A 23,961-nucleotide genomic window follows, 5' to 3' on the forward strand; every position below is an offset into this window, starting at 1 on the left:
CCGCATGCCCACATGCGGTGGGGCTTAATGCCTCTTCCACCGGGACACGACTGCTAAGCTTATCCACAATTGCTGATGCAAAAATCAGCAATCCGCCCTGGGTCAATTTTCAATCGGCAGGGTGGGTCAGTTTTCAATCAGCGCCGACACGAAGCCGGCTTTTTCAACACAATCGGCCGTCTGCTGCCTGTCGCCACGGGTAGCTCTATTTTCTACGGAGGGGATGATCGACAACGTTCGATCTCAGGAGGTTTACCATTCCGTATGCGGCTCTGAATGGTTTACTTGCAGACCGACAGCGTGGTGACATCTTAAAAGTCCCGAGTTCGATTCCACCGAACACCATAACCAGCTGATTTATTAATAGTTACTAGTTGGGGTACGCCGAATTTTCCAACGAACTCCAGACACCCGAAAAACCTAGCCCCGCCGAAACATACCGTTCGTCTGGTGCCGCACCATACAAAACAAAGCCCCTACAGAAATGCAGAGGCTTTGTTGTTTCCGAGCTTTAAAAAAGCGCTTTCAGTGCCCCGCGCTCTGACCACCATCCACATGCAGGATTTCGCCGGTAACGAACTTGGCGCCGTCCAGATACACGACTGCTTGTGCAATATCATCGATCTCGCCCATGTGCCCGACCGGGTGCAGATTGCCCAATGCTGCGTGGGTTTCTTCGCCGTGCATCGGGGTCTTGATGATGCCCGGGCTGACGGCGTTTACCCGAATCCCGCGCTTGGCGTATTCGATGGCCAGGGATTTGGTTGCCGCGTTGAGGCCGCCCTTGGTCAGCGATGCCAGTACCGATGGCACGCCGTCGATGGCGTGGTCCACCAGGCTGGTGGTGATGTTGACGACGTGGCCGCTGCCCTGTTTTTCCATCTCGGCGATGGCGAGTTGGGTGATGTAGAAGAAGCCGTTGACGTTCACCGACAACACATTGGCGTAGTCCTCCGCGGTGTACGCGGTGAACGGCTTGGCGATGAAGATCCCGGCGTTGTTGACCAGGGTGTCGATGCGACCGAAACGGGAAATCGCTTCACGGATGACGCGTTGGGCGGTTTCCGGCTCGCCGATGTCACCGGCCACTGTGTGAATGTCCGGATCGGTGGACGGCTTGATCGAGCGCGATGTGGCGACGATCCGGTAACCGAGTTCACGGAAGGCTTTGACCATACCGTCGCCGAGACCTTGGGATGCGCCGGTGATTACGATGACTTTTTTCGAACTGCTCATGATGAATACCTCTGACAATTAAAAGTGGGGTAGAAATCTGTAATCAGGCTTCGGCCGGTGCCTTGGCCATTTGTCTCAACATCTGTTCGTAGTACTCGACCGATTGCGAGCCGGACACCAGGTGATGACCGTTCAGCACCATGGCTGGGACCGAGTTGATGCCGTGCTGCTGGTAGTAGGTTTCAAGTTCCCGAACCTCATCGGCGAACGCACCGGACGTCAGCACCTCTTGTGCACTTGCCCCATCCAGCCCCGCTTCAGCCGCCAGACGCACCAGCGCCTGGTGATCACTCGGGTTCTGGCCTTCGCTGAAATAGCCCCGAAGCAAAACCTTCTTCAGCTCGACTTGCCGCCCTTCCTGCAACGCCCACAGCAACAAACGGTGCGCATCGAAGGTGTTGTAGAAGTGCGTGCGCTTCTCCAGATCGAACTTGAAGCCGATGGCTTCGCCGCGAGCGATCTGCATGGCCTTACCGGCGGCGATGTCGTCGGCGGTTCTCCCGTACTTGCGCATCAGGTGCTCGACCGCTTGCTCACCTTCGGCCGGCATGTTCGGGTTCAGCTCGAACGGCTTGTAGGTCAGCTCGACCGAGACCTCCCCGGCCACGTTTTCGATCGCCTGCTCCAGCGCCGTCGCCCCCAGTGCGCACCAGGGGCACACCACATCGGAGATGAAATCGATGGTGACGGAGGACGTCATGACTTCCCCTCTGCCTCGGCCAGTTGCTTGCGGTACTGGGTGGTGGTGATGCCGGCGTAACCCCAGTTATCGGTGTCGACTTCCTCGATCACGATGTGGGTCAGGTCAGGGCGTTTGTTGAGGACGCGTTCCAGTGTTTCAGTGATTTCGGCAATCACCTGAGCTTTCTGCTCAGTGGTAACGCCATCGCGGGTGATGCGTACGGTTACGAAAGGCATGAGGGAAACTCCAGTGACCTTCCCGTCGGGATGATGGGAGAGGCGTTGGAGATGAATGTATGGGGTTGGCGGGAGGGGATAAAGGTGGGAGCGGGAACTTCATTCGTTACGTGGTGTAATTAGTGCTGTAGAACGCCCGGCTCGCCCGAAGGCGTCCCGCACACAGCTGCCATGGCGATGCACTGCGAGGACATAAATGTCCGCGGTGCGAATGACGGCACAACTTGCTCCGGGCGGCGTTCCGACGATGGAGCCGAGAGCGCTGCGTTTAACCCGTAAACACGCGTTATCGTTGACGACCATCGCGAGCGAGCTCCTACAGGGGATTGTAGTGGTGCTTCAGTCGGTGAGTTTCGGCAAGCGTTGCCGGGCGATGTCGAGCATGTCGTTGCCGTCCTGGGTCAGCAGGTACAGGGCGCTGACGATCTTGGGGATGTCGCTCGCTTCGGCCTGTTTGAAACACGTGCAATAAAGGGTTTCGAGCAGGTCGCTGGCGGCGCGGATGCGTTGTCGGGCCGCGTCGAGGATCTCGATGGGGTCGGCCTCGGTATCGATGACCAGCACCGGGGTTTCGCTGTAGCTGGATTTAAGCGACTGATAGCGTTCGGTAGATGTCTTTAGCGAGGGCATTGATGTCTCAGTCCTGTAAGAGATCGGAGGTGATCCGGCAGGCCGCCACAGTATTTTCAGCCGCGCTAAAACTATGAAGAGTGTGGCGAAGCAGAGCAATACAGCCGCAATGGACAGGTTTTGTAGGGCGTTTACTGCCTTGGGAGGAATGCTCCTACGCACCCCCCAGGGTTTTATCGAAGAATGCTTCTACAGGAAATGATTCCTACAAAGCTGCGCAGAAAAATATGTAGGGTGCTCGATGGGCCGGACTCAATCGACTGCCGGTGCGGGAGGACGTCGCGACGCCGCATCAAGGTCGAGCAATCCTCGGCCGTAGGCTTCACTGTTGGCGTAGAGACCGGTCCGGTTTGCGGTTTCAAGCAAGTGGTTGCGCACTTGCTGTGCACTCATTTCTGGGTACAGGCTCTGGACTGCCGCCAACGCGCCACTGACCAACGCGGCGGCGGGGGACGTACCGGCAGTCTGGACGTATTTGCCGTCCTTGCCAGTGGTCAGCAATCCCTGGTCTGCGCCTGAGTCCCCACCAGGAACGGCGATGCACCAGGCCGCGGCGACACCACAATAGTTAGATTTGCCATTGATGGCACTACCATCGTTTTTCAATGCAACTACGGCGATCCAGCCCTTTTCCAACTCAGGGATGGCAAGGGGTAAACCCGGCTCTGCAAGAGGCTCTCGTTTGAGTTCATTACCGGTCGGAAACACAAATACCGCGCCTTGCTGAACCAGTTTTCGCGCGCTCGTCAGCGAGTCGGGCATGATCTGTTTGTAACGTGCTTCAGTGATTTCCGTTGCTGGAATGGCATTGGCCCACGAGTTGTTGAATATGCGCGCACCGAGATCGAACCCGGCTTGCCAGGAGCGGGAAATCTCACTGTCGAAGAAGAAGGGTTCGTTGTCGTCACCGAAACGGTAGGGGATCAGTTGAGCGTTGAACGCAACGCCGTGCATACCCCGGCCGTCTTTGTTGGCGGCCAGAATGCCGGCCATTTGAGTGCCGTGGCCAACGCGATCATGGGTACCGGGACGATTCTCGACATAGTCAAAACCGGGGTCGCGGACCCTGCCTTGAAATTCTGGCAGTTCGGCGTTCAGGCCTGAGTCAATCAACGCGACTGGTACGCCTTGGCCGGTGCCGCCACGTGCGTACAGGCGTGATGCCTGGATGACCGCCAACCCCTTTTGAGCGTGATACTCGGCTGTTTCGAATGTGCCCGGTTTGATTGCGGGCTTTTCGGGCGTGGTCAGACATCCACTGAGCAGCAGCGGCACTGGCAGCAACAGAGCAAATGGAAAAACAGTTCGTTGAAACATGATCGGTCCTTCGGCAGGGGCCGCGCACATCAGGCCTCCTGTTGTCATGAAGACTTCGCGCAGCGTTACGGGTGTGGGGGTGAACCATACCTGTGGGGGGAGACGGGCCGTCAGGTGGCAAAGTGCTCTGTGTGTTTCGATCTGTGGCGTCAGCAGGGCGTGTTGAGGCTGTATCATCCCGTATCGTTTATGCCCCGACCTTTTCTCGATTCGCTGCGATCACCGACTAGTCTTTTGGCTTTGCAGCGGTCAACGGAGTGACAGCTTATGCACAACACCCTGGAACAGGTTTTCGGTTATCCACAATTTCGACCCGGTCAGGAGGCGGCCGTCAGTGCCGTGCTGGCCGGGCGTTCGGCGGCGGCGATTTTCCCCACCGGTTCCGGCAAATCCCTTTGCTACCAATTGCCGGCGCTGTTGCTGCCGCACCTGACGCTGGTGGTCTCGCCGTTGCTGGCGTTGATGCAGGATCAGTTGGCGTTCCTGCAGCGCCACGGCATCTCGGCGGGCAGTATCGATTCGGCCCAGAGCCGCGATGACGCCAGTGATGTCATGGCCCGTGCCAAGTCCGGCGAGTTGAAGATTCTGATGATCTCAGTGGAGCGCCTGAAGAACGAGCGCTTCCGGCATTTTCTGCAGCAGGTGCCGATCTCGCTACTGGTGGTGGACGAGGCGCATTGCATTTCCGAATGGGGTCATAACTTTCGCCCGGACTACCTCAAGCTTCCTGACTATCAACGCCAGTTCAACATCCCGCAGGTGCTGCTGCTGACCGCAACGGCGACGCCCAAGGTCATCGCCGACATGCAGGCGAAATTCGCCATCGCCGCCGAGGATGTAGTGACCACCGGTTTCTATCGCCCGAACCTGAATTTGCTGGTGGAGCCTGTTCGCGGAGCGGACAAGCGCAGGCGCCTGGTCGAATGGATGAGCCAGCGTCCGGACCAGCCGGGCATCGTCTATGTCACCTTGCAAAAAACCGCCGAGCACATCGCCGAACACCTGAACCGCAATGGCATTCAGGCCGAGGCTTATCACGCCGGGTTGCCCCATGAGCAACGGGAAGCGATCCAGCGTCGCTTCATGGGCGGGCAGTCCAATTGCATCGTCGCCACCATCGCCTTTGGCATGGGCATCGACAAGAGTGACATCCGCAACGTGGTGCATTTCGACCTGCCAAAATCCATCGAAAACTACAGCCAGGAAATCGGCCGCGCCGGGCGCGACGGGCAGCCGTCGGACTGCCTGGTGTTGGCCAACCGCGACAGCCTCAACGTGCTGGAGAATTTCGTTTACGGCGACACGCCCGAGCTGGATGGCATCCGTTGCGTGCTTGACGAGATGCATGCCGCAGCACCCGAAGGCCAGTGGGAGTTTCTGCTGGGACCGTTGGCCGATCAGAGCAATATTCGCCAGTTGCCGCTCAAGACCTTGCTGGTGCAACTCGAGTTGCGCGGGTTGATCGCCCCGCGCTATGCGTACTACGCCGAGTACCGTTTCAAGTATTTGCTGGAGCCCGAGGCGCTATTGGCGCGTTTCGAAGGCGAGCGCAGGGATTTTGTCGCTGCGATCATCCAGACTTCCAGCCGCGCCCGGACCTGGGCCACGGTGAATTTCGAAGCGTTGTACGAGCAGCACCAGGCCGAGCGCAGTCGGGTGGTCAAGGCGCTGGATTACTTCCAGGAGAAGGGTTGGGTGGAGCTCGAAAGCAAGCAGATGACCGAGGTCTACAGCGTGCTGCAAAGCGGGTTCGACAACGTCGCGTTGAGCGAGGAGCTGCACGGCTATTTCACTCGGCATGAGCACACCGAAGTCGCGCGGATTCACGCGATGCTGGATCTGTTCGCTACCGACCGATGCCTGGGTTATCGCCTGGCCGAATATTTCGGTGACCACAATGCACCGCAGCAATGTGGACACTGTTCGGTGTGTCATGGACAGGTGGCGCGGCTACCGGCACCACCGGAGTTGCCGGCGCTTGTGGATAAAAATTTCGAAACGCTGTGTGGCGATTTTATCCACAGGCACGAGCAGCACACGGGCAACGTGCCCTCGGCTGAACGCGTGACACGGTTTCTGTGCGGGATCAGTGTGCCGTTGTTCACCAAGCTCAAGGCAAGGACGATTTCGGGGTTTGCGGCGCTGGAAGATTATCCGTATGCCGGGGTGCGGGAGTGGGCCGAGCAACATCTGGCAGGCTGAACCGTATCCCCTGTGGGAGCGAGCTTGCTCGCGATGAGGCCGGCACATTCAACAGTGATGGTGACCGACAAATCGCCATCGCGAGCAAGCTCGCTCCCACAGGGATTTGCGGTGTATTCAAAGGGCTACATCCATCCGCTGAATGTTGCTCATCACAGGAATAAATTTCAAAAAAAACCAGTGGCTGACTATGGTGATGACTGTCTTCGGATCGCCAACAAGAGAACAAAACATGAGCCAGACACCGTTGAATATTCAGCGCGCCGCCGTCATCGGCGCGGGCACCATGGGCCGTGGCATTGTCATGTGCCTGGCCAACGCCGGAGTGGCCGTGCAGTGGCTCGACAATAACCCGCAGATGCTGGAGCAGGCGCTGGTCACCGTGGCGGACACCTATGCCCACAACGTGCGCCAGGGCCGCATTGACCAGAGCGAAGCCGATGCCCGTGTGGCGCGCGTTACGGCGGCAGAGGGTTATACGGCCATCCGCGATGTCGACCTGGTCATCGAAGCGGTGTACGAAAATCTTGAGCTCAAACAGAAAATCTTCCGCGAGCTCGATGGCCTGCTCAAACCTGAAGCGATTCTGGCGAGCAATACTTCGGCGCTGGACATCGACGCCATTGCTGCGATTACGGGTCGCCCGCAGCAGGTCCTGGGCCTGCACTTCTTCAGTCCGGCGCACATCATGAAGCTGCTGGAAATCGTCCGTGGCGCGCAGACTGCACCGGCAGTTCTCGACGCGGCACTGGCGCTCGGCCAGCGCATGGGCAAGGTCAGTGTGGTGGCGGGCAATTGCGACGGCTTCATTGGCAACCGCATGCTCAATACCTACGTGCTCGAAGCGCGAAAAATGCTGCTGGAAGGCGCTTATCCCTACCAGGTGGACGCAGCGCTGCAAGGGTTCGGTTTCGCCATGGGGCCGTTCCGCATGTTCGACGTGGTGGGTGTCGACCTGCAGTGGCGCGCCCGGCAACTGTCCGGTGTCGGGCAGGACGCTCCAGAGGTTCAGGTGGATAACCGACTGTGCGAAATGGAGCGCTTTGGCCAGAAGAGTGGCAATGGCTATTACCACTACGAGCCGGGCAGTCGCCAGGCCGAACACGATCCGCAGGTCGACGCACTGGTGCTTCACGTCAGTGAGGCGTTGGGGTTCCAGCGCCGCGAGATCAGCCCGGAAGAAATTCTCGAGCGCTGCTTGCTGGCACTGGTCAATGAAGGCGCGAAGATCCTTCAGGAGGGCATTGCCAGGTCGGCTCACGACATCGATCTGGTCTACCTCAATGGTTACGGATTCCCGGCGGACAAGGGCGGGCCGATGGCCTGGGCGGATCAGCAGGGACTGGCGGACATTCATCGGCGCTTGATGGACCTTGAGACGCGTCAGGGCGATCACTGGCAACCGGCGCGGGTGATTGGTGAGCTGGCGGCGGCTGGCAAGGGCTTTGCAGACAAGTGATTCATGTGGCGCCTGCTCGCGAATGATCGCGACGCGGTTTCACCTTAGACTGCAGAACCCACTCCAGGAACTGACACTGATGTCCAACCCGGCAATCCAACGCACCGACTACCCGCACTTCCAACCCATCACCACCCGCTGGCACGACAATGACGCCTACGGTCACGTCAACAACGTTACCTATTACAGCTTCTTCGATACGGCGGTGAACACTTACCTGATCGAAGTCGGCGGCCTGGATATCCATGGCGGTGAGGTGGTGGGGTTCGTGGTGAGCTCGGCCTGTGATTACTTTGCATCCATTGCCTTCCCGGACCGCATCGAGATCGGTCTGCGGGTGGGCAAGCTGGGCAACAGCTCGGTGCAATACGAACTGGCTGTGTTCAAGCAAGGGGAAGACGAAGCCTGCGCGGCAGGGCGCTTCGTGCATGTGTTTGTCGATCGTGCGTCGAATCAACCCGTGGCGATTCCTGCCGGGTTGCGCGGGGCGCTGGAGTGTCTGGTGGTTCAGTAAGGCAAAAAAAATCGCAGCCCTTGGGCTGCGATTTTTGATGTACCAGTTATAGCGAGGCGATGGATGCCTTAGTCGTCGTCGTGCCAGCGATGCTTGTGGTGGCCATAGGCATGACCGCGGTGACGGTGGCCGTCACGGTAGTAACGACGATCGTCATGGTCACGATACGAACGACGACCGCCGCCTTCATCATCGTACTCTTTGCCCATGTAGTTACCCAGCGCACCACCGGCACCGCCGCCTGCTGCGGCACCGATCAGGCTGCCGCTGGTGCCGCCCATGCTGCGGCCGACCACGTTACCGCCTGCTGCGCCCAACGCACCGCCAAGGGCTGCTTCGCCACGGCTGTGTTTGTTTGCGCCGACGGCGCTACCACCCGCGCCACCCAGGGCTGCGCCGATGGTGGAACCTGTACTGCCGCCTAACGACTGACCGACGACCGAGCCTAGAACCCCGCCCAATGCGCCGCCTACACCGGCTTCGGTGGTGCCGCCAGCAGACGCGATACCGCTGACCAGGCCAAGGGACAACAAGAGAATCGAGGAGAACTTCATGGAGGAACCTCAAGGGGATGACGGCGCGATCCTGAGGCTCTGGAATGGGCGTGACAATCGAAATCCGACGAATAACACGACCTGTATACAATATTGCAAGTTACTGTTTTTCGGGCGGAACTTAACGTTTTTTTGCCGGTCTTTTACTACTTCGCAAAGGCCGTCTTCATGAGAAAGCGGCCTTTTTTGTGGGCGAAAGAAATGTGTTGGATCCGGAAGGCTCGTTGAGTGATCTGGCCTCATCGCGAGCAAGCTCGCTCCCACAGGGATTTCAGTCGAACGCAGATTTTGTGAACAACAGAAAAAACCTGTGGGAGCGAGCTTGCTCGCGATGGGGCCAGTTCAGACAACACATTACGCAGACCTGGCCATGATCAACCCGGTCTCACTCGCCGCTTCCAACCGGATCGCCACAAACTTCGATGTTGGCGTATGGCTGCCATCGCCGATGCTTTCCAGCGGCACCAACGGGTTCACTTCCGGATAGTAGGCCGCCGCTTGCCCGGCCGGGATATCAAACGCCAGCAGCGTGAAGCCTTTTACCCGACGTTCAACACCATCGTCCCAAAGCGAAACGATGTCCGCCTTCTGCCCCGGCTTGAAGCCCAGGCGGATGATGTCGGCTTCGTTGACGAACAACACATCGCGCTGTCCCTTCACGCCGCGATAACGGTCGTTGAGACCATAGATCGTGGTGTTGTACTGATCGTGGGAACGCATCGATTGCATGATCAGATCCGGCAGCACCCCGGTGGCGCGGGTACGTTCGTGCACCAGATCCTCGGGCAGGCTGTTTGGCTTGAAATTGGCCCGGCCCGATGCAGTGTTCCACTTGCGCGCACCGGCACTGTTGCCCAGGTAGAAACCGCCCGGATTCCTGACCTTCTCGTTGAAGTCCTTGAAGCCTGGAATGGTCTCGGCAATCAGGTCACGGATACGACGGTAATCGGCCACCAGCCAATTCCAGTCCACCGGGTGGCTGCCCAGGGTCGCGGCAGCGATGCCGGCCAGGATCGCCGGTTCCGAACGCATCTGGTTCGACAGCGGCTGCAGTTGACCATTGGAGGCGTGGACCATGCTGAACGAATCTTCGACAGTCACCGCTTGCGGGCCTTCGGTCTGGATATCGATGTCGGTGCGGCCCAGGCACGGCAGGATCAGCGCATCCTTGCCGTGGGTCAAATGGCTGCGGTTGAGCTTGGTGCTGATCTGCACGGTCAGGTCGCAGTTCTGCAGGGCCTGGAACGTGCGTGGGCTGTCCGGCGTGGCTTGGGCGAAATTGCCGCCCAGACCGATAAAGACTTTCGCCCGGCCTTCAGCCATCGCATGAATCGCCTCGACCACGTTGTGGCCGTTGTGGCGCGGCACCTTGAACTGGAAGCGACGCTCCAAGGCATCGAGGAACGCCACTGGCGGACACTCGTTGATGCCCATGGTGCGGTCGCCCTGCACGTTGCTGTGACCACGCACCGGACATAAACCGGCACCGGGCCGGCCGACGTTGCCGCGCAGCAGCATCAGGTTGGCGATTTCCTGGATGGTCGCCACCGAATGCCGGTGCTGGGTGATGCCCATGGCCCAGCACATGATGACGTTCTTGCCCTTGGCGTACATGCGCGCCGCTTGTTCGATCTCCACCAGCGTCAGGCCCGACTGCTCGACGATCTGCTCCCACGGCGTTTCGTCGATGGTCGCCAGGTACTCCAGCACATTGGCGCTATGTTCATTGAGGAAGTCGTGGTCGAACACCGCCGGTGCACCGGTTTTCTGCGCATCGCGCTCCCACAGCAGGAGGAATTTCGCCATGCCGCGCATGATCGCCATGTCGCCGCCCAGGGCCGGGCGGAAGAATGCGGTGTTGGTTGGCCTGTCGCCGTTGGTGAGCATTTCGATCGCGTGCTGCGGGTGCTGGAAACGTTCCAGGCCACGCTCCTTGAGCGGGTTGATGCACACCACTTGAGCGCCGCGCTTCACCGCTTCGCGCAGCGGTTCGAGCATCCGCGGGTGGTTGGTACCGGGGTTCTGGCCCCAGACGAAAATAGCGTCGGCGTGTTCGAAGTCGTCGAAGGTCACAGTGCCTTTGCCGACACCGACGCTTTGCGACATCGCGACACCGCTGGCCTCGTGACACATGTTCGAGCAATCAGGGAAGTTGTTGGTGCCATAGGCGCGCACGAACAGCTGATAGAGAAAAGCCGCTTCGTTGCTGGCCCGACCCGAGGTGTAGAACTCTGCCTGATCCGGGCTCGACAAGCCGTTCAGGTGTTTGGCGATCAGCGCGAACGCGTCGTCCCAGCTGATCGGCTTGTAGCGGTCGGTTTCGGCGTCGTAGCTCATCGGCTCGGTCAGGCGGCCCTGATATTCGAGCCAGTAGTCGCTTTGCTCCAGCAGCGAAGTGACGCTGTGTTTGGCGAAGAATCTGGCGTCGACCCGGCGTTTGGTCGCTTCCCAGTTCACCGCCTTGGCGCCGTTCTCGCAGAACATCACCATGCCGCCTTCTTTAGAATCACCCCAGGCGCAACCAGGGCAGTCGAAGCCGCCGTTCTTGTTGGTCTTGAGCATCATGCGCAGGTTTTTCAGCGCGTTGTCGCTGCTCAGCCAGGCCTGTGCGACGCTGATCAGTGCGCCCCAACCACCGGCCGGGCCTTTGTAGGGCTTGTAGCGAGGGACAGGTGTCTGGTCGGCTTGACGGTGTTGACTCACGCTTGTTTCTCCAACGTTGGGCTGTAGACCCGCGGTGCATTCTTCTGTGGCAGATGGATGAGGTTGAGGTTGTGGCGACGGGCCCATTGCACGGCAAGGCCCGTGGGCGACGACAGGCTGACCAGGGTCTGGATGCCGGCGCGCAAGACTTTCTGGATCAATTCGAGGCTGCAGCGGCTGGTGACGATCGCCAGCCCGCCAGCGGTCGGGATCTTCTGGCGGATCAATCCGCCGATCAGTTTGTCGAGGGCGTTGTGCCGACCGATGTCTTCGCGACCCAGCAGCAACTCGCCCTGATCATTCATGAACACCGCGGCATGTACCGCACCACTGTGCTGGCCAAGGGGCTGGAACGCGCCGATGCGCTGGCGCAGGCCGTCGAGCCATTCGGCAGGCGGCAAGGGTGCGCCAGGCAACACCTGAAGCTCGGGGAGTGCCTGCTCCACTGCTTCCACACCGCACAGCCCGCAACCGCTGGTGCCGGCCAGTTGCCGACGCTGCTGCTTGAGGTTCCAGAAGGCGCGGTTGGCGATGGTCACTTGCGCGTATTGCGCCGAGCCAGAGCCGGTCAGTTGCAGGTCATAAATATCAGTGGCGTCCTCGATGATCCCGCTGCCCAGGCTGAAACCGACAATGAAGTCTTCGAGGTCCGTGGGTGTCACCAGCATGACGGCCTGGCTGATGCCGTTGTAGGCAATCGCCAACGCGACTTCCTCGGCCAGCGCGGTGCTGGTCGATTCCGTGTCTGCAAGGTTGCTGTAACTGTATGTCTGGCTGGCGGCGGGCGCGGGCGTTTCGAGGGCAGGCGCCGCGCAGACTGGGCGCTTGGTGTTCATGGCATCACCGACGGTTTGATCAGCTTTAAGACTAGGCGTGACAACTTGTCACGTCTAATCGTTAGTACTGATGTACCGATAGATACTGTCGATCAAGCACTGGGCAACGATTGTCGATAAATCGCGAAACAGGCCTCCGCCAAGGCCGAGCGTGGCGCGCTGCGACGCATGATCAGCCCCAGCCGGCCCACGGTCTGGGCGTTTTCGATCGGTTGCAGGCGCAGATGATCGGTCAGCTCTTCCAGACCTCCGTCCAACGGCATCACGGCGCAGCACAAGCCACCGTGCACAGTTTGTAAAAGTTGATGCACGGCATCCGTTTGCAACAGCGGCTGTGGGGTGAGGCCGCGGCTGTGGAAGTTGTGGTCGATGGATTGGCGAAAGTGCATGCCGCTGGTGAGCATGCCCAGTGGCAGTTCGATCAATGATTCCCAGCTTAGCGGCGCCTCGCCAAAGCTGAAAAAGCGTTGGTCGTAGAGCAGACCCATGCGGGTTTCGCTGAAGGCCAGGGAGTCGAAATGTTCGGTGTCCAGGCGCTCCAGGTAGGAAACACCGAGGTCCAGGCGATTGTTCGCCAGTTGTTCGAGTATTTGCTCCGAACTCAGCGCCGAAAGCTCGAAGCGCAGGTTCGGATGCTCCCCGTGCAGGCGTTGAAGCAGCGGCAGCGGATCGAAGCTCGACAGTGGCACCACGCCCAGACGCAAGGTGCCGACCAGATTGCCGCGACAGGCGGCCGCCTCGGCATACAAGCCGTCGTACGCCGCCAGCACCGTGCGCGCCCAGGCCAGCACTCGTTCGCCCGGTGCCGTAAAACCTTCGAAGCGCTGACCACGATTGACCAGCGGCAGGTCGAGTTCTTCTTCGAGGCTGCGCAGGCGCATCGATAGTGTCGGTTGAGTAATGTGGCAGCGCGCGGCGGCCTGGCCGAAATGGCGGGTTTCGTCGAGCGCGATGAGGAATTTCAGCTGCTTGATGTCCATCTTCGCTCCTGGGCGCGGGAAGAGGCCGATTCTATCGCAAGCAGGGTCATTGGTCGGGCTGGATTCGCAAGTGACGGTCGTGGTCTAGGCTTTGGCGTCTGGAACCCCAAACCCAAGGAGAGTGCACCATGAGTCTTTTGAGCTTTGTGAAGGAAGCAGGCGAAAAACTGCTGGATTTGCTGACGCCAGGCAACGCCAACGCCAGTGAGCAGTTGAAGGAACACATCAGCAAGGTCGGCCTGGGCAACCCGAATGTGCAGGCGACGGTCGATGGCGACAAGGTCACGGTGACCGGTGAAGTGGCGAGTCAGGAAGAGAAGGAAAAGATCCTGCTGGCAGTGGGCAATATCGCCGGGGTTGGCAGCGTGGATGATCAGATTACTGTGACCGGGCCTGTTGTTGCTGCCGCGGTATTCGTCACGGTGGTGAAGGGCGACACCCTCAGCGCGATTTCCAAGCGCGTGTACGGCGATGCCAACAAGTACAACAAGATTTTCGAAGCCAATAAGCCGATGTTGTCGCACCCGGACAAGATCTATCCGGGACAGTCGTTGCGGATTCCCGAGTAATGCGAGGCCTGTAGGTGCTGCCGCAGGCTGCGATCTTTTGATCTTTATCTTCGTTTGTTTCATACCGCCAGGATCAAAAGATCGCAGCCTGCGGCAGCTCCTACGGTCAATCAAAGCCCCGCAATCAAATCCCGATAATCCCCGACCGCTGCAAACTCCGCCGTATCCTTCGGCCCCTTGCGGCTATCCGGTTCACGCACAGCCAGCAAATGCGCCACGCCAAAGTCCCGCGCACTGCGCAGGATCGGCAAGGTGTCGTCGATGAACAGGCTGCGCGCCGGATCGAAATCGATATCGGCTTGCAACGCATCCCAGAACTGCGGGTTTTCCTTGGGGAAGCCGTAGTCATGGGAGCTGATCAAGCGCTCGAAGTACGGCGCCAGCTCGATTTTTTCCAGCTTCAACGACAGCGCATCCCGATGGGCATTGGTGATCAGCACCACGCGCTTGCCGGCCCGTTTGATCGCCGCCAGAAAGGTGTCGGCATCCGGGCGCAGGGCGATCAGGTGCGCGGTTTCCAGTTTCAGGTCGCGCACCGACAGCTTCAGTTCGGCACTCCAGAAGTCCAGGCAGTACCACTGCAACTGGCCGGCATTGCGTTCGAACAACGGCTGCAATTCCATCTCGGCCATGGCCCGGCTGACCCCGTGCAGTTCGGCGTAACGCTGGGGCAGGTGCTCCATCCAGAAGTGGTTGTCGAAATGCAGGTCCAGCAGCGTGCCGTCCATGTCCAGCAGAACGGTATCGATGTCGGACCAGGGTAATGAAGGCATGGCAACGTCTCGGGTAGTAGAAAGATTTCTGGCGTAAACAATCGGGAAAGCCGCGTTATAGTAGCGCGTTCACGCCAAGGAGCTTTGCATGCGCCAGAAACCCACCATACTCGCCCGCGAAATTGTCGCCACCAGTCGATTGTTCTGCGTGGAAGAGCTGAAGTTGCGCTTTTCCAACGGCGTGGAGCGCACCTATGAACGCCTGGTCGGCAAGGGTGCCGGGTACGGCGCGGTGATGATCGTGGCGATGCTCGATGCCGAGCATGCGGTACTGGTCGAGGAGTATTGCGGCGGCACGGATGAATATGAAATGTCATTGCCCAAGGGTTTGATCGAGCCGGGCGAAGACGTGTTGGCAGCAGCCGAGCGCGAACTCAAGGAAGAGGCTGGTTTCGGCGCGCGGCAACTGGAGCACCTGACCGAGCTGTCGCTGTCCCCCGGTTACATGAGCCAGAAGATTCAGGTGGTGCTGGCCACCAACCTCTACGAAGAGCGTCTGGAAGGCGACGAGCCCGAGCCGATGCGGGTGGACAAGATCAATCTGCGTGAACTCTCGGCGCTGGCGCAAAACCCCCACTTTACTGAAGGCCGTGCCTTGGCGGCGCTGTACCTGGCCCGAGACCTGTTGACTCAGCGCGGAGCGTTCCAGCCATGAACTTCCCGCATCCGTTGATGGCACCTGTCATCGAGCTCGCCTTGCAGGCCGGTGAGGCGATCCTGCCGTTCTGGCGCACGGGCACGGCCGTCACGGCGAAGGCTGATGATTCGCCGGTGACCGCTGCTGACCTGGCCGCACACCACCTGATTCTGGCCGGGCTGACGGCGCTTGATCCGAGCATCCCGGTGCTCTCCGAAGAGGACGCCAACATCCCTCAAAGCGTGCGGGCCGGATGGCAGCGCTGGTGGCTGGTCGATCCACTGGATGGCACCAAGGAGTTCATCAGCGGCAGCGAAGAGTTCACCGTCAACATCGCCCTGATCGAAAACGGTCGAGTGGTGTTCGGCGTGGTGTCGATGCCGACCAACGGTCGTTTCTATGTCGGTGGCGCCGGCCTCGGTGCCTGGCGCGGCGATAAAGGTGGCACACCGGTGGTGATCAAGGTGCGTGATGCATTAGCGCCAGGCGAGTCGTTCACCGTGGTGGCCAGCCGTCGTCATTCGAGCCCGGAGCAGGAGCATTTGCTGGCGGGGTTGAGCGCGATCCTTGGCGAGCTGCAACTGGCCAATATCGGCAGTTCGCTGAAGTTTTGCCTGCTGGCCGAAGGGGCGGCGGATTGCTATCCGCGTCTGGCACCGACTTCGCAGTGGGACACGGCGGCAGCGCAAGGCGTGCTGGAGGGCGCGGGTGGTGAGGTGCTGGCGTTGAGCGGTGAGCCGTTCAGCTATCCGGCGCGGGAGTCGCTGTTGAACGCATTCTTTCTGGCTTTGCCGGCGAAGGCGGCCTGGCGGGAGAAGCTGCTGGAATTGGCTCGCGCATAAGATCGTTCCCACGCGCTGATGCAAATCTTTGTGGGAGCGAGCTTGCTCGCGATGGCAGTGTGTCAGGCAACTACAATGTTGGCTTTGACGACCCCATCGCGAGCAAGCTCGCTCCCACAGGTTTTGCGGTCGTCCTGGTTTAGCGGTGCAGCACGTACTGCCCGACAAACCTCACCGCATCCTCATCATGGCCTTCATTGACGACCCGCGTATGCAGCGTCAACCGCGCTCGGCTATATCGCTGGAACGTGGTCAGGAATTTCTTCCAGATCACCGGATCCGGTGCCTGGCAAATGGCGTTGGCATCGCCCGTCACTGGCAGCGGATAGCTGATCTGCCCTTCCTGAATCACGATGTGCCCGTCGGTAATGCCTTCTTCCTTGAGGCGCAGATGCAGCCAGCCCCAACCGGCCAGGACCGCGCCGCAATACAGGCTGCCGCCGAACATGGTGCTCTTGTGGTTGACGTTGGCTTCCAGTGGCAAGTGCAGGCGCAGTTGCTGGTCATGCCAGTCGAGCACTTTGAGGCCCATGTCCCGGGTGAGGGGAATGTCGTGATGGAGGACTGATTCCAGTTGTCGACTGTCGCGGCTCATTCAGGGGGCCTCTTGCTTGAAGTGGATGATTGGACGGTAGCTCAGTCGAGGTCGTCAGGGTGGGCCGAGGCACCACTGTCGGCGAAACTCAGACCGTGCTTGCGCAGTTTGTCATGCAGGGTCTTGCGCGGAATGCCGAGGGCTTCGGCGACGCTGCGCACGGAGCTGTGCGAGCGTGCCAGTTCGGCGGCAATGAGGGTTTTTTCGAAGTTCTCCACTTGCTCGCTCAAACCGCCGCTGACGGCTTCGACCCTGTTGCCAGCGCCGCCTTGCGGCGTGTTGTTGTCGAGGGCCAGTTCCAACCCGAGGGCAAAACGCTCGGCCGCATTTTGCAGCTCGCGCACGTTGCCGGGCCAGGTGTGGCGCAGCAGCAAGGCACGTTGTCCCGGTTGCAGTTCATGGGGCGGCAAGCCGTGGCGGGCACTGGCTTCATCGGCGAAATGCTGAAACAGCATCAGCGCATCTTCGCCCCGTTCGCGCAATGGTGGAATCCGCAATGGTGCGACATTCAGGCGGTAATACAAGTCGGCACGGAAACGTCCTTGATCCGCCGCCTGGCGCAGGTCTTCCTTGGTGGCGGCGATGATGCGGATGTCCAGCGGGATCAGTTGATTGCCGCCCAGGCGTTCGACTACCCGTTCTTGCAGCAAGCGCAGCAATTTGACCTGCACATCCAGGCTCATGCTTTCGATTTCATCGAGGAACAACGTGCCGCCATTGGCGAACTCGAACTTGCCGATGCGACGTTTCTGCGCACCAGTGAAGGCACCGGGCTCGTGGCCGAACAGCTCGCTTTCGACCACTGATTCGGCCAGGGCACCGGCGTTGATCGCCACGAACGGACCGTTGCGACGGCTTGATAAATCGTGCAGCGCCCGGGCCACGACTTCTTTGCCAGCGCCGGTTTCGCCGAGGATCAGTACATCGGCCTTGGTCGCTGCCAATGCACCGATCTGCTCGCGCAGGCGCAGCATCGAAGGTGAGTGGCCAACCAGGCGGGCGCTCAGCTCGTTGCGGTCGCTCAAGGCCAGCCGCAGGCTGCGGTTGTCCAGCACCAGCCGACGCAGGGCCAGCGCCCGGCGCACACTGTCGAGCAGGGCGTCGCTGGCGAAGGGCTTTTCCAGAAAGTCATAGGCCCCGGCGCGCATGGCCTGCACGGCCAGCGGCACATCGCCGTGGCCGGTGATCAGCAGCACCGGTAGCTCAGGGTCCTGGGCGTGCAGTTCGGTCAGCAGTTCGAGACCGTCCATGCCGGGCATGCGGATATCACTGACCACCACACCCGGCCAGTCGCGCTCCAGTTGCGCGGCCAGGCCCTTGGCTTCGGCCAGCGGCAGGATTTTCAGGCCCGCCAGATCCAGCGTTTGGCTCAGGGCCTGGCGCAAGTGGGGATCGTCGTCGATCAACACGACCTGAATGCGGTTGTCGATGGTCATGCACTTCGGTCCTCGGACGGTTGCAGGCTCACGCCCGGTGCGCCTGCGCGCAGCTTCAGGGTAATCAGGGCGCCGCCCTCCTTGTGATTGGCGAACGACAGTTCACCGCCGAAGGCGCGCATCAGGGTTTCGCAAATCGCCAGCCCCAAACCGAGGCCCTGGGTTCGGGTCTTGGTGGTGTAGAACGGCTCGCTGGCGCGCCCAAGGGCTTCCATGCAAAAGCCGGGGCCGTTGTCGCGAATGTACAGGTTGACGCCATCGGCCGTGGATTGGGCACTTAGCCAGAGTTTACGTGGCGGGCCTTTTTCCGTCAGGGCATCCAGGGCGTTGGCCAGCAGATTGCCGAGTACCTGGCGCAGGCGGGTTTCCCCGGCCTCAACCCACAGGGTGGCGGCCGGCAAGTCACGGATCAGCTCGACTTCCATGCTGCGTCGACGCTTGGCCAACAAGGCCAGGGCATCGTCCAGCGCCGGTTGCAGGGCGACGCTTTCCGGGGCATGCCGGTCGCGCCGGGCAAAGGCGCGCAAGTGGGCGATGATCGAGGCCATGCGACCGGTCAATTCGCTGATCAGCTTGAGATTGCCGCGGGCATCGTCGGTGCGCTGGTGATCGAGCAGCACCTCGGCGTTTTCCGCGTAGCTGCGAATCGCTGCCAGCGGCTGATTGAGTTCGTGGCTGATGCTCGCCGACATGGTGCCCAGTGCCGACAATTTGCCGGCCTGTACCAGATCATCCTGGGCGCGTACCAGTTCCTGCTGGGCTTGTTCGCGCTCCAGCACTTCCTGTTTCAGGCGCCGGTTCAGGCCTTCGAGATCGCTGGTGCGCTCGGCGACCCGACCTTCCAGCTCGTGCCGGGCCTTGGCTTCGAAAGCGATGCGTTCGAGGTAATGGCGGCGGCGCTGCATCATCAGGCCGAGCAGCAACATCAACACCAGCAAGGTTGCACCACCGATGGCCACCACCGTGCGCACCGGACGGTCGATCAAGGTGCGCGGGGCGAGGATGCTGACGTCCCAGCCGGTTTCGGCGATCTGCTGGGTCTGGGTCAGCCAGGCATTGGGATTGAATTTCAGCGGTTTTGGCTCGCGGGTTGGATAGGGTTGAATCGCGGTGATGGCCTTGCTTTCTTCCTCGTTCAACGGGCGGGTCGAGCGGAATCGCCACTCCGGTCGCGAGGTGAGAATGACCACGCCATTGTGGTCGGTCAGCAGCAGTTGTTCCGGGGTTTTGCCCCAGAGGCTTTCGGTGTGGTCGAGGTCGACCTTGACCACCAGCACGCCGACGATTTTATCGCCATCACGCACGCCAGCGGCGAAGAAGTAACCGCGCTTGGCGGAGGTGGTGCCCAGGCCGAAAAAGCGCCCGAGCCGCCCGGCCATGGCTTCGCTGAAATACGGCCGGAAGGAAAAATTGCGCCCGACGAAACTGTCGTGCTTGTCCCAGTTGGAGGCGGCCAGGGTCTTGCCATTGGCGTCCATCAGGTACATGACTTCGGCGCCGGTCTGGGTGGCAATATTTTTCAGCAGGTGGTTGGCGTTGCCTTGGGTGACGCCATCGTCCGGCGCACCGAGCACGGCGCGCAAGGCCGGCAGGTCGCCGAGGATCTGTGGCAACACTTCATAGCGATGCAGGGTACCCAGCAGGTTGGCGACGTAGAGATCGAGGGTCTGACGATTCTGACTGGCCAGCTCGCTACGGTAGTAACGCTCGGCGAGATGTTCCAGCGGCCACAGCAACGGCGCCAGGCACAGTGCCAGCAGGGCCAGGCTGCGCCAACGGGGTCTGGGAGGGAGAGTCGGTTTCATGAGCAGCATGCGCCTGTGGGTACAGGCGCATTATGCCTAGGCTTGCCCGCCTTGGGTCAGGTGCATCTTGATAGGCGAGCTTCAGCCGGCCTTTCAGGCAAAGACGTCAGCGTCCTTGAAAAATACCCCGGCCTGATCTTTCGCCGACAACTGCGGCGTGCCTTGCAGTTGCCAGTCGATGGCCAGGTCCGGGTCGTCCCAGCGAATGCTGCGCTCGGCGGAGGGCGTGTAGTAATCGGTGGTTTTGTAAAGGAACTCGGCAAACTCGCTCAATACGACGAACCCGTGGGCGAAACCTTCCGGGACCCAGAGCTGACGATGGTTGTCGGAAGACAGTCGCACTGCGACCCATTTGCCGAAGTGCGGTGAGCTGCGACGGATGTCTACGGCGACGTCCAGCACTTCACCGACCGTGACGCGAACCAGTTTTCCCTGGGTATTTTCCAGTTGGTAATGCAGGCCGCGCAGCACGCCCTTCTGCGAACGGGAGTGATTGTCTTGAACGAATTCAGTGTCCAGTCCGGTGGCCTCTTTGAAGGCCCGGGCGTTGAAACTCTCGTAGAAGAAACCACGTTCGTCGCCAAAGACCTTGGGTTCGAGGATCAGAACACCGGGCAGATCAGTGGTCACTACATTCATGGTGGCTCTCCAGCAGTGTGTGTTGAATGGCCGCCATTCTTGCGCAAAGCGCCGACCGAGGCGAGCACCAGAACAAAGCCCGCCCCCACAAATGCCCCCATGCCGCTTCCGGGGGGTTGCGTATCGCCCGAACCAGTGGCGATATAGGCGCCTAATAAAATTTCAGGGGTCGTTGTATGCCGCTCGCCACGTTGATTCATCGCGCCAGTTTGCCCAGCCCGCAGGTGTCTGCGGATCAAGCGCGAGCGCTGCTGGAAGAACATTACGGGTTCAGCGGCAGGTTGCAGGCCCTTGGCAGCCAGCAAGACCTGAACTACCGCGTCGACAGCGAGCAGGGACGTTTCGTCCTGAAAATCTGCCGTGGCGACTATTCGGTAATTGAGCTTCAAGCACAGCACGCCGGGCTCGGGCACTTGGGGGAGCACCCCGATGTGCATGTGCCGCGTGTTATCCCGGCGAAAAACGGTGCAGAACTTCTGTCTCTGGACATGGGTGGCCAGGCGGTCCACGTTCGCCTGCTCGATTACATCGAAGGCCAGCCGCTGACGAGCCTCGGCCATTTCAACCCGACGGTGGTGTCCGGCTTCGGTCGCCTGTGCGGTGAAATGGACCTGGCCCTGGCGGACTTCGACCATCCGGGGCTGGTGCGAACCCTGCAATGGGACGCCCGCCATGCTCACGCCCTGATCGCGCATTTGCTGCCGGTGATCAAGGATGAGGCCCAGCGCAAACTGATCGTCGAAGCGTCCGGGCAAGCCGAGCGGCATTTGCAGCCACTGCAAGACAAGCTGCCGGTGCAGGCCATTCACATGGATATCACCGACGACAACCTGGTGTGGCAGCGCGATGCGCAGCGCCATTGGCAGCTGCAGGGCGTGATCGATTTCGGCGACCTGGTGCGCACCTGGCGCATTACTGATCTGTCGGTGACCTGCGCCGCGCTGCTGCATCATGGCGAGGGCGATCCGTTCTGCATTTTGCCGGCGGTACAGGCCTATCACGCGGTCAATCCGTTGCAACACGAAGAATTGCTGGCGCTGTGGCCGCTGATCGTCGCCCGCGCGGCGGTGTTGGTGCTCAGCGGCGAACAGCAGGTCAGCATCGATCCGGGCAATGCCTACAGCCGCGATAACCTGGTCCATGAATGGGAAATCTTCCGTGTGGCCACGTCGGTGCCATTGGCGTTGATGGAAGCGGCGATCCTCACCGCCGTCGGCCAGAACCTGCCCACCATCGGCAGCGAAGGCTTCGCGCCGCTGTTGCCAAGCCTGGTGGGGCGTGAGTTCACGCTGATCGACCTGGGTGTGCTCAGCCCGCATTTCGAGGCCGGGAACTGGGAGCAGGAGCGTGTCGATCAGCGCCTGCTGGATGAAGCCGCTGCGGCACATGGCCTGGCGGCCAGTCGCTACGGACAATACCGCTTGTCCCACACCCGCCCGGACAGCGCCGCTGAACCGGACACTTGCCCGTTGCACGTCGAGTTGCGTGTGCCGCTGGGCACGGCGGTCGAAGCGCCGTTTGCCGGGGTGGTGCATCACCCATCGGCGGGCGTGCTGCAACTGGACGGCCCGCAATTGAGTGTGCGGCTTTGGGGCGTCACGCCGTCGCTGCACAGCGGCGCAGCACTGGTCAAAGGCCAGGTACTGGGCTCGGTCAGCGGGCCATTGATCGTGCAGTTGTGCCGTGGCGCGTCGATCAATGCGCCGCTGTTCTGTACGCCTTCGCGCGCGGCAGCCTGGCAAGCGTTGTGTCCATCACCGGCAGCGTTGCTGGGGCTGGCGTGTGACGCCGAAGCTGAGCTCGACGGAGCGACGTTGCTGGCCCGGCGCGACGCCAGTTTCGCCCGTACGCAAAAACATTATTACGTCGACCCGCCGCGCATCGAGCGCGGCTGGCGCAACCATTTGATTGACATGCAGGGTCGTTCCTACCTCGACATGCTCAACAACGTTGCGGTATTGGGCCACGGTCACCCGCGCATGGCGGCGGTTGCCAGTCGCCAGTGGTCGTTGCTCAATACCAACTCGCGCTTCAACTACGCGGCCGTGGCCGAGTTCTCCGAACGTTTGCTGAAGCTGTCCCCTGACGGCATGGACCGCGTGTTCCTGGTCAACAGCGGTAGCGAGGCCAACGACCTGGCGATTCGACTGGCGTGGGCCTACAGCGGCGGTCGCGACATGCTCAGCGTGCTGGAGGCTTATCACGGCTGGACGGTGGGGGCCGACTCGGTGTCGACCTCGATCGCCGACAACCCCAAGGCCTTGAGCAGTCGCCCGGACTGGGTGCACCCGGTGACCGCGCCAAACACCTATCGCGGTGAATTCCGTGGCCCCGACAGCGCGCTGGATTATGTGCGTAGCGTCGAACACAACCTGGCGAAAATCGCCAAGCAGAATCGCCAATTGGCCGGTTTCATTTGCGAGCCGGTGTATGGCAATGCCGGCGGCATCTCGCTGCCACCGGACTATTTGAAACAAGTCTATGCCATGGTCCGGGCGCGGGGCGGCGTGTGCATCGCCGACGAAGTGCAGGTGGGCTACGGGCGCATGGGCGATTTCTTCTGGGGCTTTGAAGAACAGGGCGTGGTGCCGGATATCATCACCATGGCCAAGGGCATGGGCAACGGTCAGCCACTGGGCGCGGTCATCACCCGTCGGGAAATCGCCGAAGCGCTGGAGGCCGAGGGTTACTTCTTCTCCTCTGCTGGCGGCAGCCCGGTCAGTTGCCAGGTCGGCATGGCGGTGCTGGATGTAATGGAAGAGGAAAAACTCTGGGAAAACGCCCAGGTCGTCGGCGGGCACTTCAAGAAGCGCCTCGAAGCGTTGATCGATATTCATCCGTTAGTGGGCGCGGTGCACGGTTCCGGTTTCTACCTGGGCGTCGAGTTGATCCGCAATCGCGAAACCCTGGAGCCGGCCACCGAAGAAACCACCGCGCTGTGCGATCGCTTGCGTGAACTGGGGATCTTCATGCAGCCGACCGGCGATTACCTGAACATCCTCAAGATCAAGCCGCCGATGGTCACTTCGCGCCAGAGCGTGGATTTCTTCGTGAACATGCTGTCGAAGGTGCTCGAAGAAGGCCTGTAAACACATCCCCTGTAGGAGCGAGCCTGCTCGCGATAGCGGTCTTCCGGTCAAAAAAATGGTGACTGATATGGCCTAATCGCGAGCAGGCTCACTCCTACAGGGCACTGCTGTGGTAGTTCGATTGATATCGGCTTTTTATCGATTGTTTTTGTAACTATGGATGTAAGTTGCTTTAAAAGCCGATATTTATCGGATATAAAGTGGCACAGTCCACGGCGTGTACCAAT

At 60.5% G+C, this 23,961-nt stretch carries 21 protein-coding genes; 7 read left to right on the forward strand and 14 right to left on the reverse strand.

Annotated features, from left to right (window positions below):
* Positions 1–525 precede the first annotated feature (525 nt).
* From AC1DKH_RS14040 to AC1DKH_RS14060, 5 genes are all read right to left on the reverse strand, one after another.
* Entirely contained in the window at positions 526–1,236 is a 711-nt protein-coding gene (locus AC1DKH_RS14040) for an SDR family NAD(P)-dependent oxidoreductase (protein WP_218429619.1), read from the reverse strand.
* Positions 1,237–1,279: 43 nt separating this feature from the next.
* A complete protein-coding gene (locus tag AC1DKH_RS14045; protein ID WP_477753852.1) occupies positions 1,280–1,936 on the reverse strand; it encodes a DsbA family oxidoreductase in 657 nt (218 codons plus the stop codon).
* Positions 1,933–2,154, reverse strand: coding sequence for a tautomerase family protein (locus AC1DKH_RS14050; RefSeq protein ID WP_007972813.1), 222 nt, complete (start codon positions 2,152–2,154; stop codon positions 1,933–1,935). Before AC1DKH_RS14050 ends, AC1DKH_RS14045 begins: the two co-directional genes overlap by 4 nt.
* 339 nt (positions 2,155–2,493) lie before the next feature.
* Entirely contained in the window at positions 2,494–2,784 is a 291-nt protein-coding gene (locus tag AC1DKH_RS14055; RefSeq protein ID WP_477798457.1) for a hypothetical protein, read from the reverse strand.
* A gap of 252 nt (positions 2,785–3,036) precedes the next feature.
* On the reverse strand, positions 3,037–4,101 hold the full coding sequence (locus AC1DKH_RS14060) for a S8 family peptidase (protein ID WP_477798517.1): 1,065 nt from the start codon (positions 4,099–4,101) through the stop codon (positions 3,037–3,039).
* Between the two features lie 267 nt (positions 4,102–4,368).
* Here AC1DKH_RS14060 and AC1DKH_RS14065 point away from each other — a divergent pair, with 267 nt between their 5' ends.
* From AC1DKH_RS14065 to AC1DKH_RS14075, 3 genes are all read left to right on the forward strand, one after another.
* Positions 4,369–6,303, forward strand: coding sequence for a RecQ family ATP-dependent DNA helicase (locus AC1DKH_RS14065; protein ID WP_477798458.1), 1,935 nt, complete (start codon positions 4,369–4,371; stop codon positions 6,301–6,303).
* Between the two features lie 232 nt (positions 6,304–6,535).
* Positions 6,536–7,762, forward strand: a complete 1,227-nt coding sequence (locus AC1DKH_RS14070; RefSeq protein WP_477798459.1) for a 3-hydroxyacyl-CoA dehydrogenase — start codon at positions 6,536–6,538, stop codon at positions 7,760–7,762.
* A gap of 79 nt (positions 7,763–7,841) precedes the next feature.
* Complete coding sequence (locus tag AC1DKH_RS14075) at positions 7,842–8,276, forward strand: acyl-CoA thioesterase (protein WP_477753848.1); 435 nt, start codon at positions 7,842–7,844, stop codon at positions 8,274–8,276.
* Between the two features lie 68 nt (positions 8,277–8,344).
* On the opposite strand, the gene AC1DKH_RS14080 is transcribed toward AC1DKH_RS14075, so the two are convergent.
* The 4 genes from AC1DKH_RS14080 to AC1DKH_RS14095 all read right to left on the reverse strand — a co-directional run bounded on the left by AC1DKH_RS14080 (position 8,345) and on the right by AC1DKH_RS14095 (position 13,349).
* On the reverse strand, positions 8,345–8,830 hold the full coding sequence (locus AC1DKH_RS14080; RefSeq protein WP_477798460.1) for a glycine zipper domain-containing protein: 486 nt from the start codon (positions 8,828–8,830) through the stop codon (positions 8,345–8,347).
* Between the two features lie 354 nt (positions 8,831–9,184).
* Positions 9,185–11,533, reverse strand: a complete 2,349-nt coding sequence (locus AC1DKH_RS14085) for an FdhF/YdeP family oxidoreductase (RefSeq protein WP_477798461.1) — start codon at positions 11,531–11,533, stop codon at positions 9,185–9,187.
* Positions 11,530–12,369 (reverse strand): formate dehydrogenase accessory sulfurtransferase FdhD, encoded by an 840-nt coding sequence (fdhD, locus tag AC1DKH_RS14090; protein ID WP_108216149.1) that lies wholly within the window; start codon positions 12,367–12,369, stop codon positions 11,530–11,532. Before fdhD ends, AC1DKH_RS14085 begins: the two co-directional genes overlap by 4 nt.
* 92 nt (positions 12,370–12,461) lie before the next feature.
* A complete protein-coding gene (locus tag AC1DKH_RS14095) occupies positions 12,462–13,349 on the reverse strand; it encodes a LysR family transcriptional regulator (protein WP_477753845.1) in 888 nt (295 codons plus the stop codon).
* Between the two features lie 128 nt (positions 13,350–13,477).
* Between AC1DKH_RS14095 and lysM the strand changes: the two genes are divergently transcribed.
* The gene (lysM, locus tag AC1DKH_RS14100) at positions 13,478–13,918 is read left to right on the forward strand and encodes a peptidoglycan-binding protein LysM (protein WP_046040810.1); all 441 of its coding nucleotides are present in this window, start codon (positions 13,478–13,480) and stop codon (positions 13,916–13,918) included.
* Positions 13,919–14,028: 110 nt separating this feature from the next.
* Here the strand turns inward: lysM and yrfG are convergent, their stop codons facing one another.
* A complete protein-coding gene (gene yrfG / locus AC1DKH_RS14105) occupies positions 14,029–14,691 on the reverse strand; it encodes a GMP/IMP nucleotidase (RefSeq protein ID WP_150755608.1) in 663 nt (220 codons plus the stop codon).
* A gap of 88 nt (positions 14,692–14,779) precedes the next feature.
* Between yrfG and nudE the strand changes: the two genes are divergently transcribed.
* Both nudE and cysQ read left to right on the forward strand, forming a co-directional pair.
* Positions 14,780–15,346 carry an ADP compounds hydrolase NudE gene (nudE, locus tag AC1DKH_RS14110; protein WP_477798462.1) on the forward strand — a complete coding sequence of 189 codons (567 nt, stop codon included), beginning with the start codon at positions 14,780–14,782 and terminating at the stop codon, positions 15,344–15,346.
* Positions 15,343–16,170: a 3'(2'),5'-bisphosphate nucleotidase CysQ gene (gene cysQ, locus AC1DKH_RS14115; protein WP_477798463.1), complete on the forward strand. Its 828-nt coding sequence runs from the start codon at positions 15,343–15,345 to the stop codon at positions 16,168–16,170. Before nudE ends, cysQ begins: the two co-directional genes overlap by 4 nt.
* A gap of 139 nt (positions 16,171–16,309) precedes the next feature.
* Here cysQ and AC1DKH_RS14120 read toward each other — a convergent pair whose 3' ends face one another.
* The 4 genes from AC1DKH_RS14120 to rfbC form a co-directional block, all read right to left on the reverse strand.
* Positions 16,310–16,765 (reverse strand): YiiD C-terminal domain-containing protein, encoded by a 456-nt coding sequence (locus AC1DKH_RS14120; protein WP_477753842.1) that lies wholly within the window; start codon positions 16,763–16,765, stop codon positions 16,310–16,312.
* Positions 16,766–16,806: 41 nt separating this feature from the next.
* Complete coding sequence (locus tag AC1DKH_RS14125; protein ID WP_477759702.1) at positions 16,807–18,201, reverse strand: sigma-54-dependent transcriptional regulator; 1,395 nt, start codon at positions 18,199–18,201, stop codon at positions 16,807–16,809.
* Positions 18,198–20,006, reverse strand: coding sequence for a sensor histidine kinase (locus AC1DKH_RS14130; protein WP_477798464.1), 1,809 nt, complete (start codon positions 20,004–20,006; stop codon positions 18,198–18,200). The genes AC1DKH_RS14125 and AC1DKH_RS14130 overlap by 4 nt, the downstream gene beginning before the upstream one ends.
* Before the next feature lie 93 nt (positions 20,007–20,099).
* Positions 20,100–20,645: a dTDP-4-dehydrorhamnose 3,5-epimerase gene (rfbC, locus tag AC1DKH_RS14135; RefSeq protein WP_320401895.1), complete on the reverse strand. Its 546-nt coding sequence runs from the start codon at positions 20,643–20,645 to the stop codon at positions 20,100–20,102.
* Between the two features lie 176 nt (positions 20,646–20,821).
* On the opposite strand from rfbC, the gene AC1DKH_RS14140 reads away from it, so the two are divergent.
* Entirely contained in the window at positions 20,822–23,734 is a 2,913-nt protein-coding gene (locus AC1DKH_RS14140) for an aminotransferase (protein WP_477798465.1), read from the forward strand.
* Positions 23,735–23,961: the final 227 nt, after the last annotated feature.

Source organism: Pseudomonas sp. 05L36, assembly GCF_056398125.1.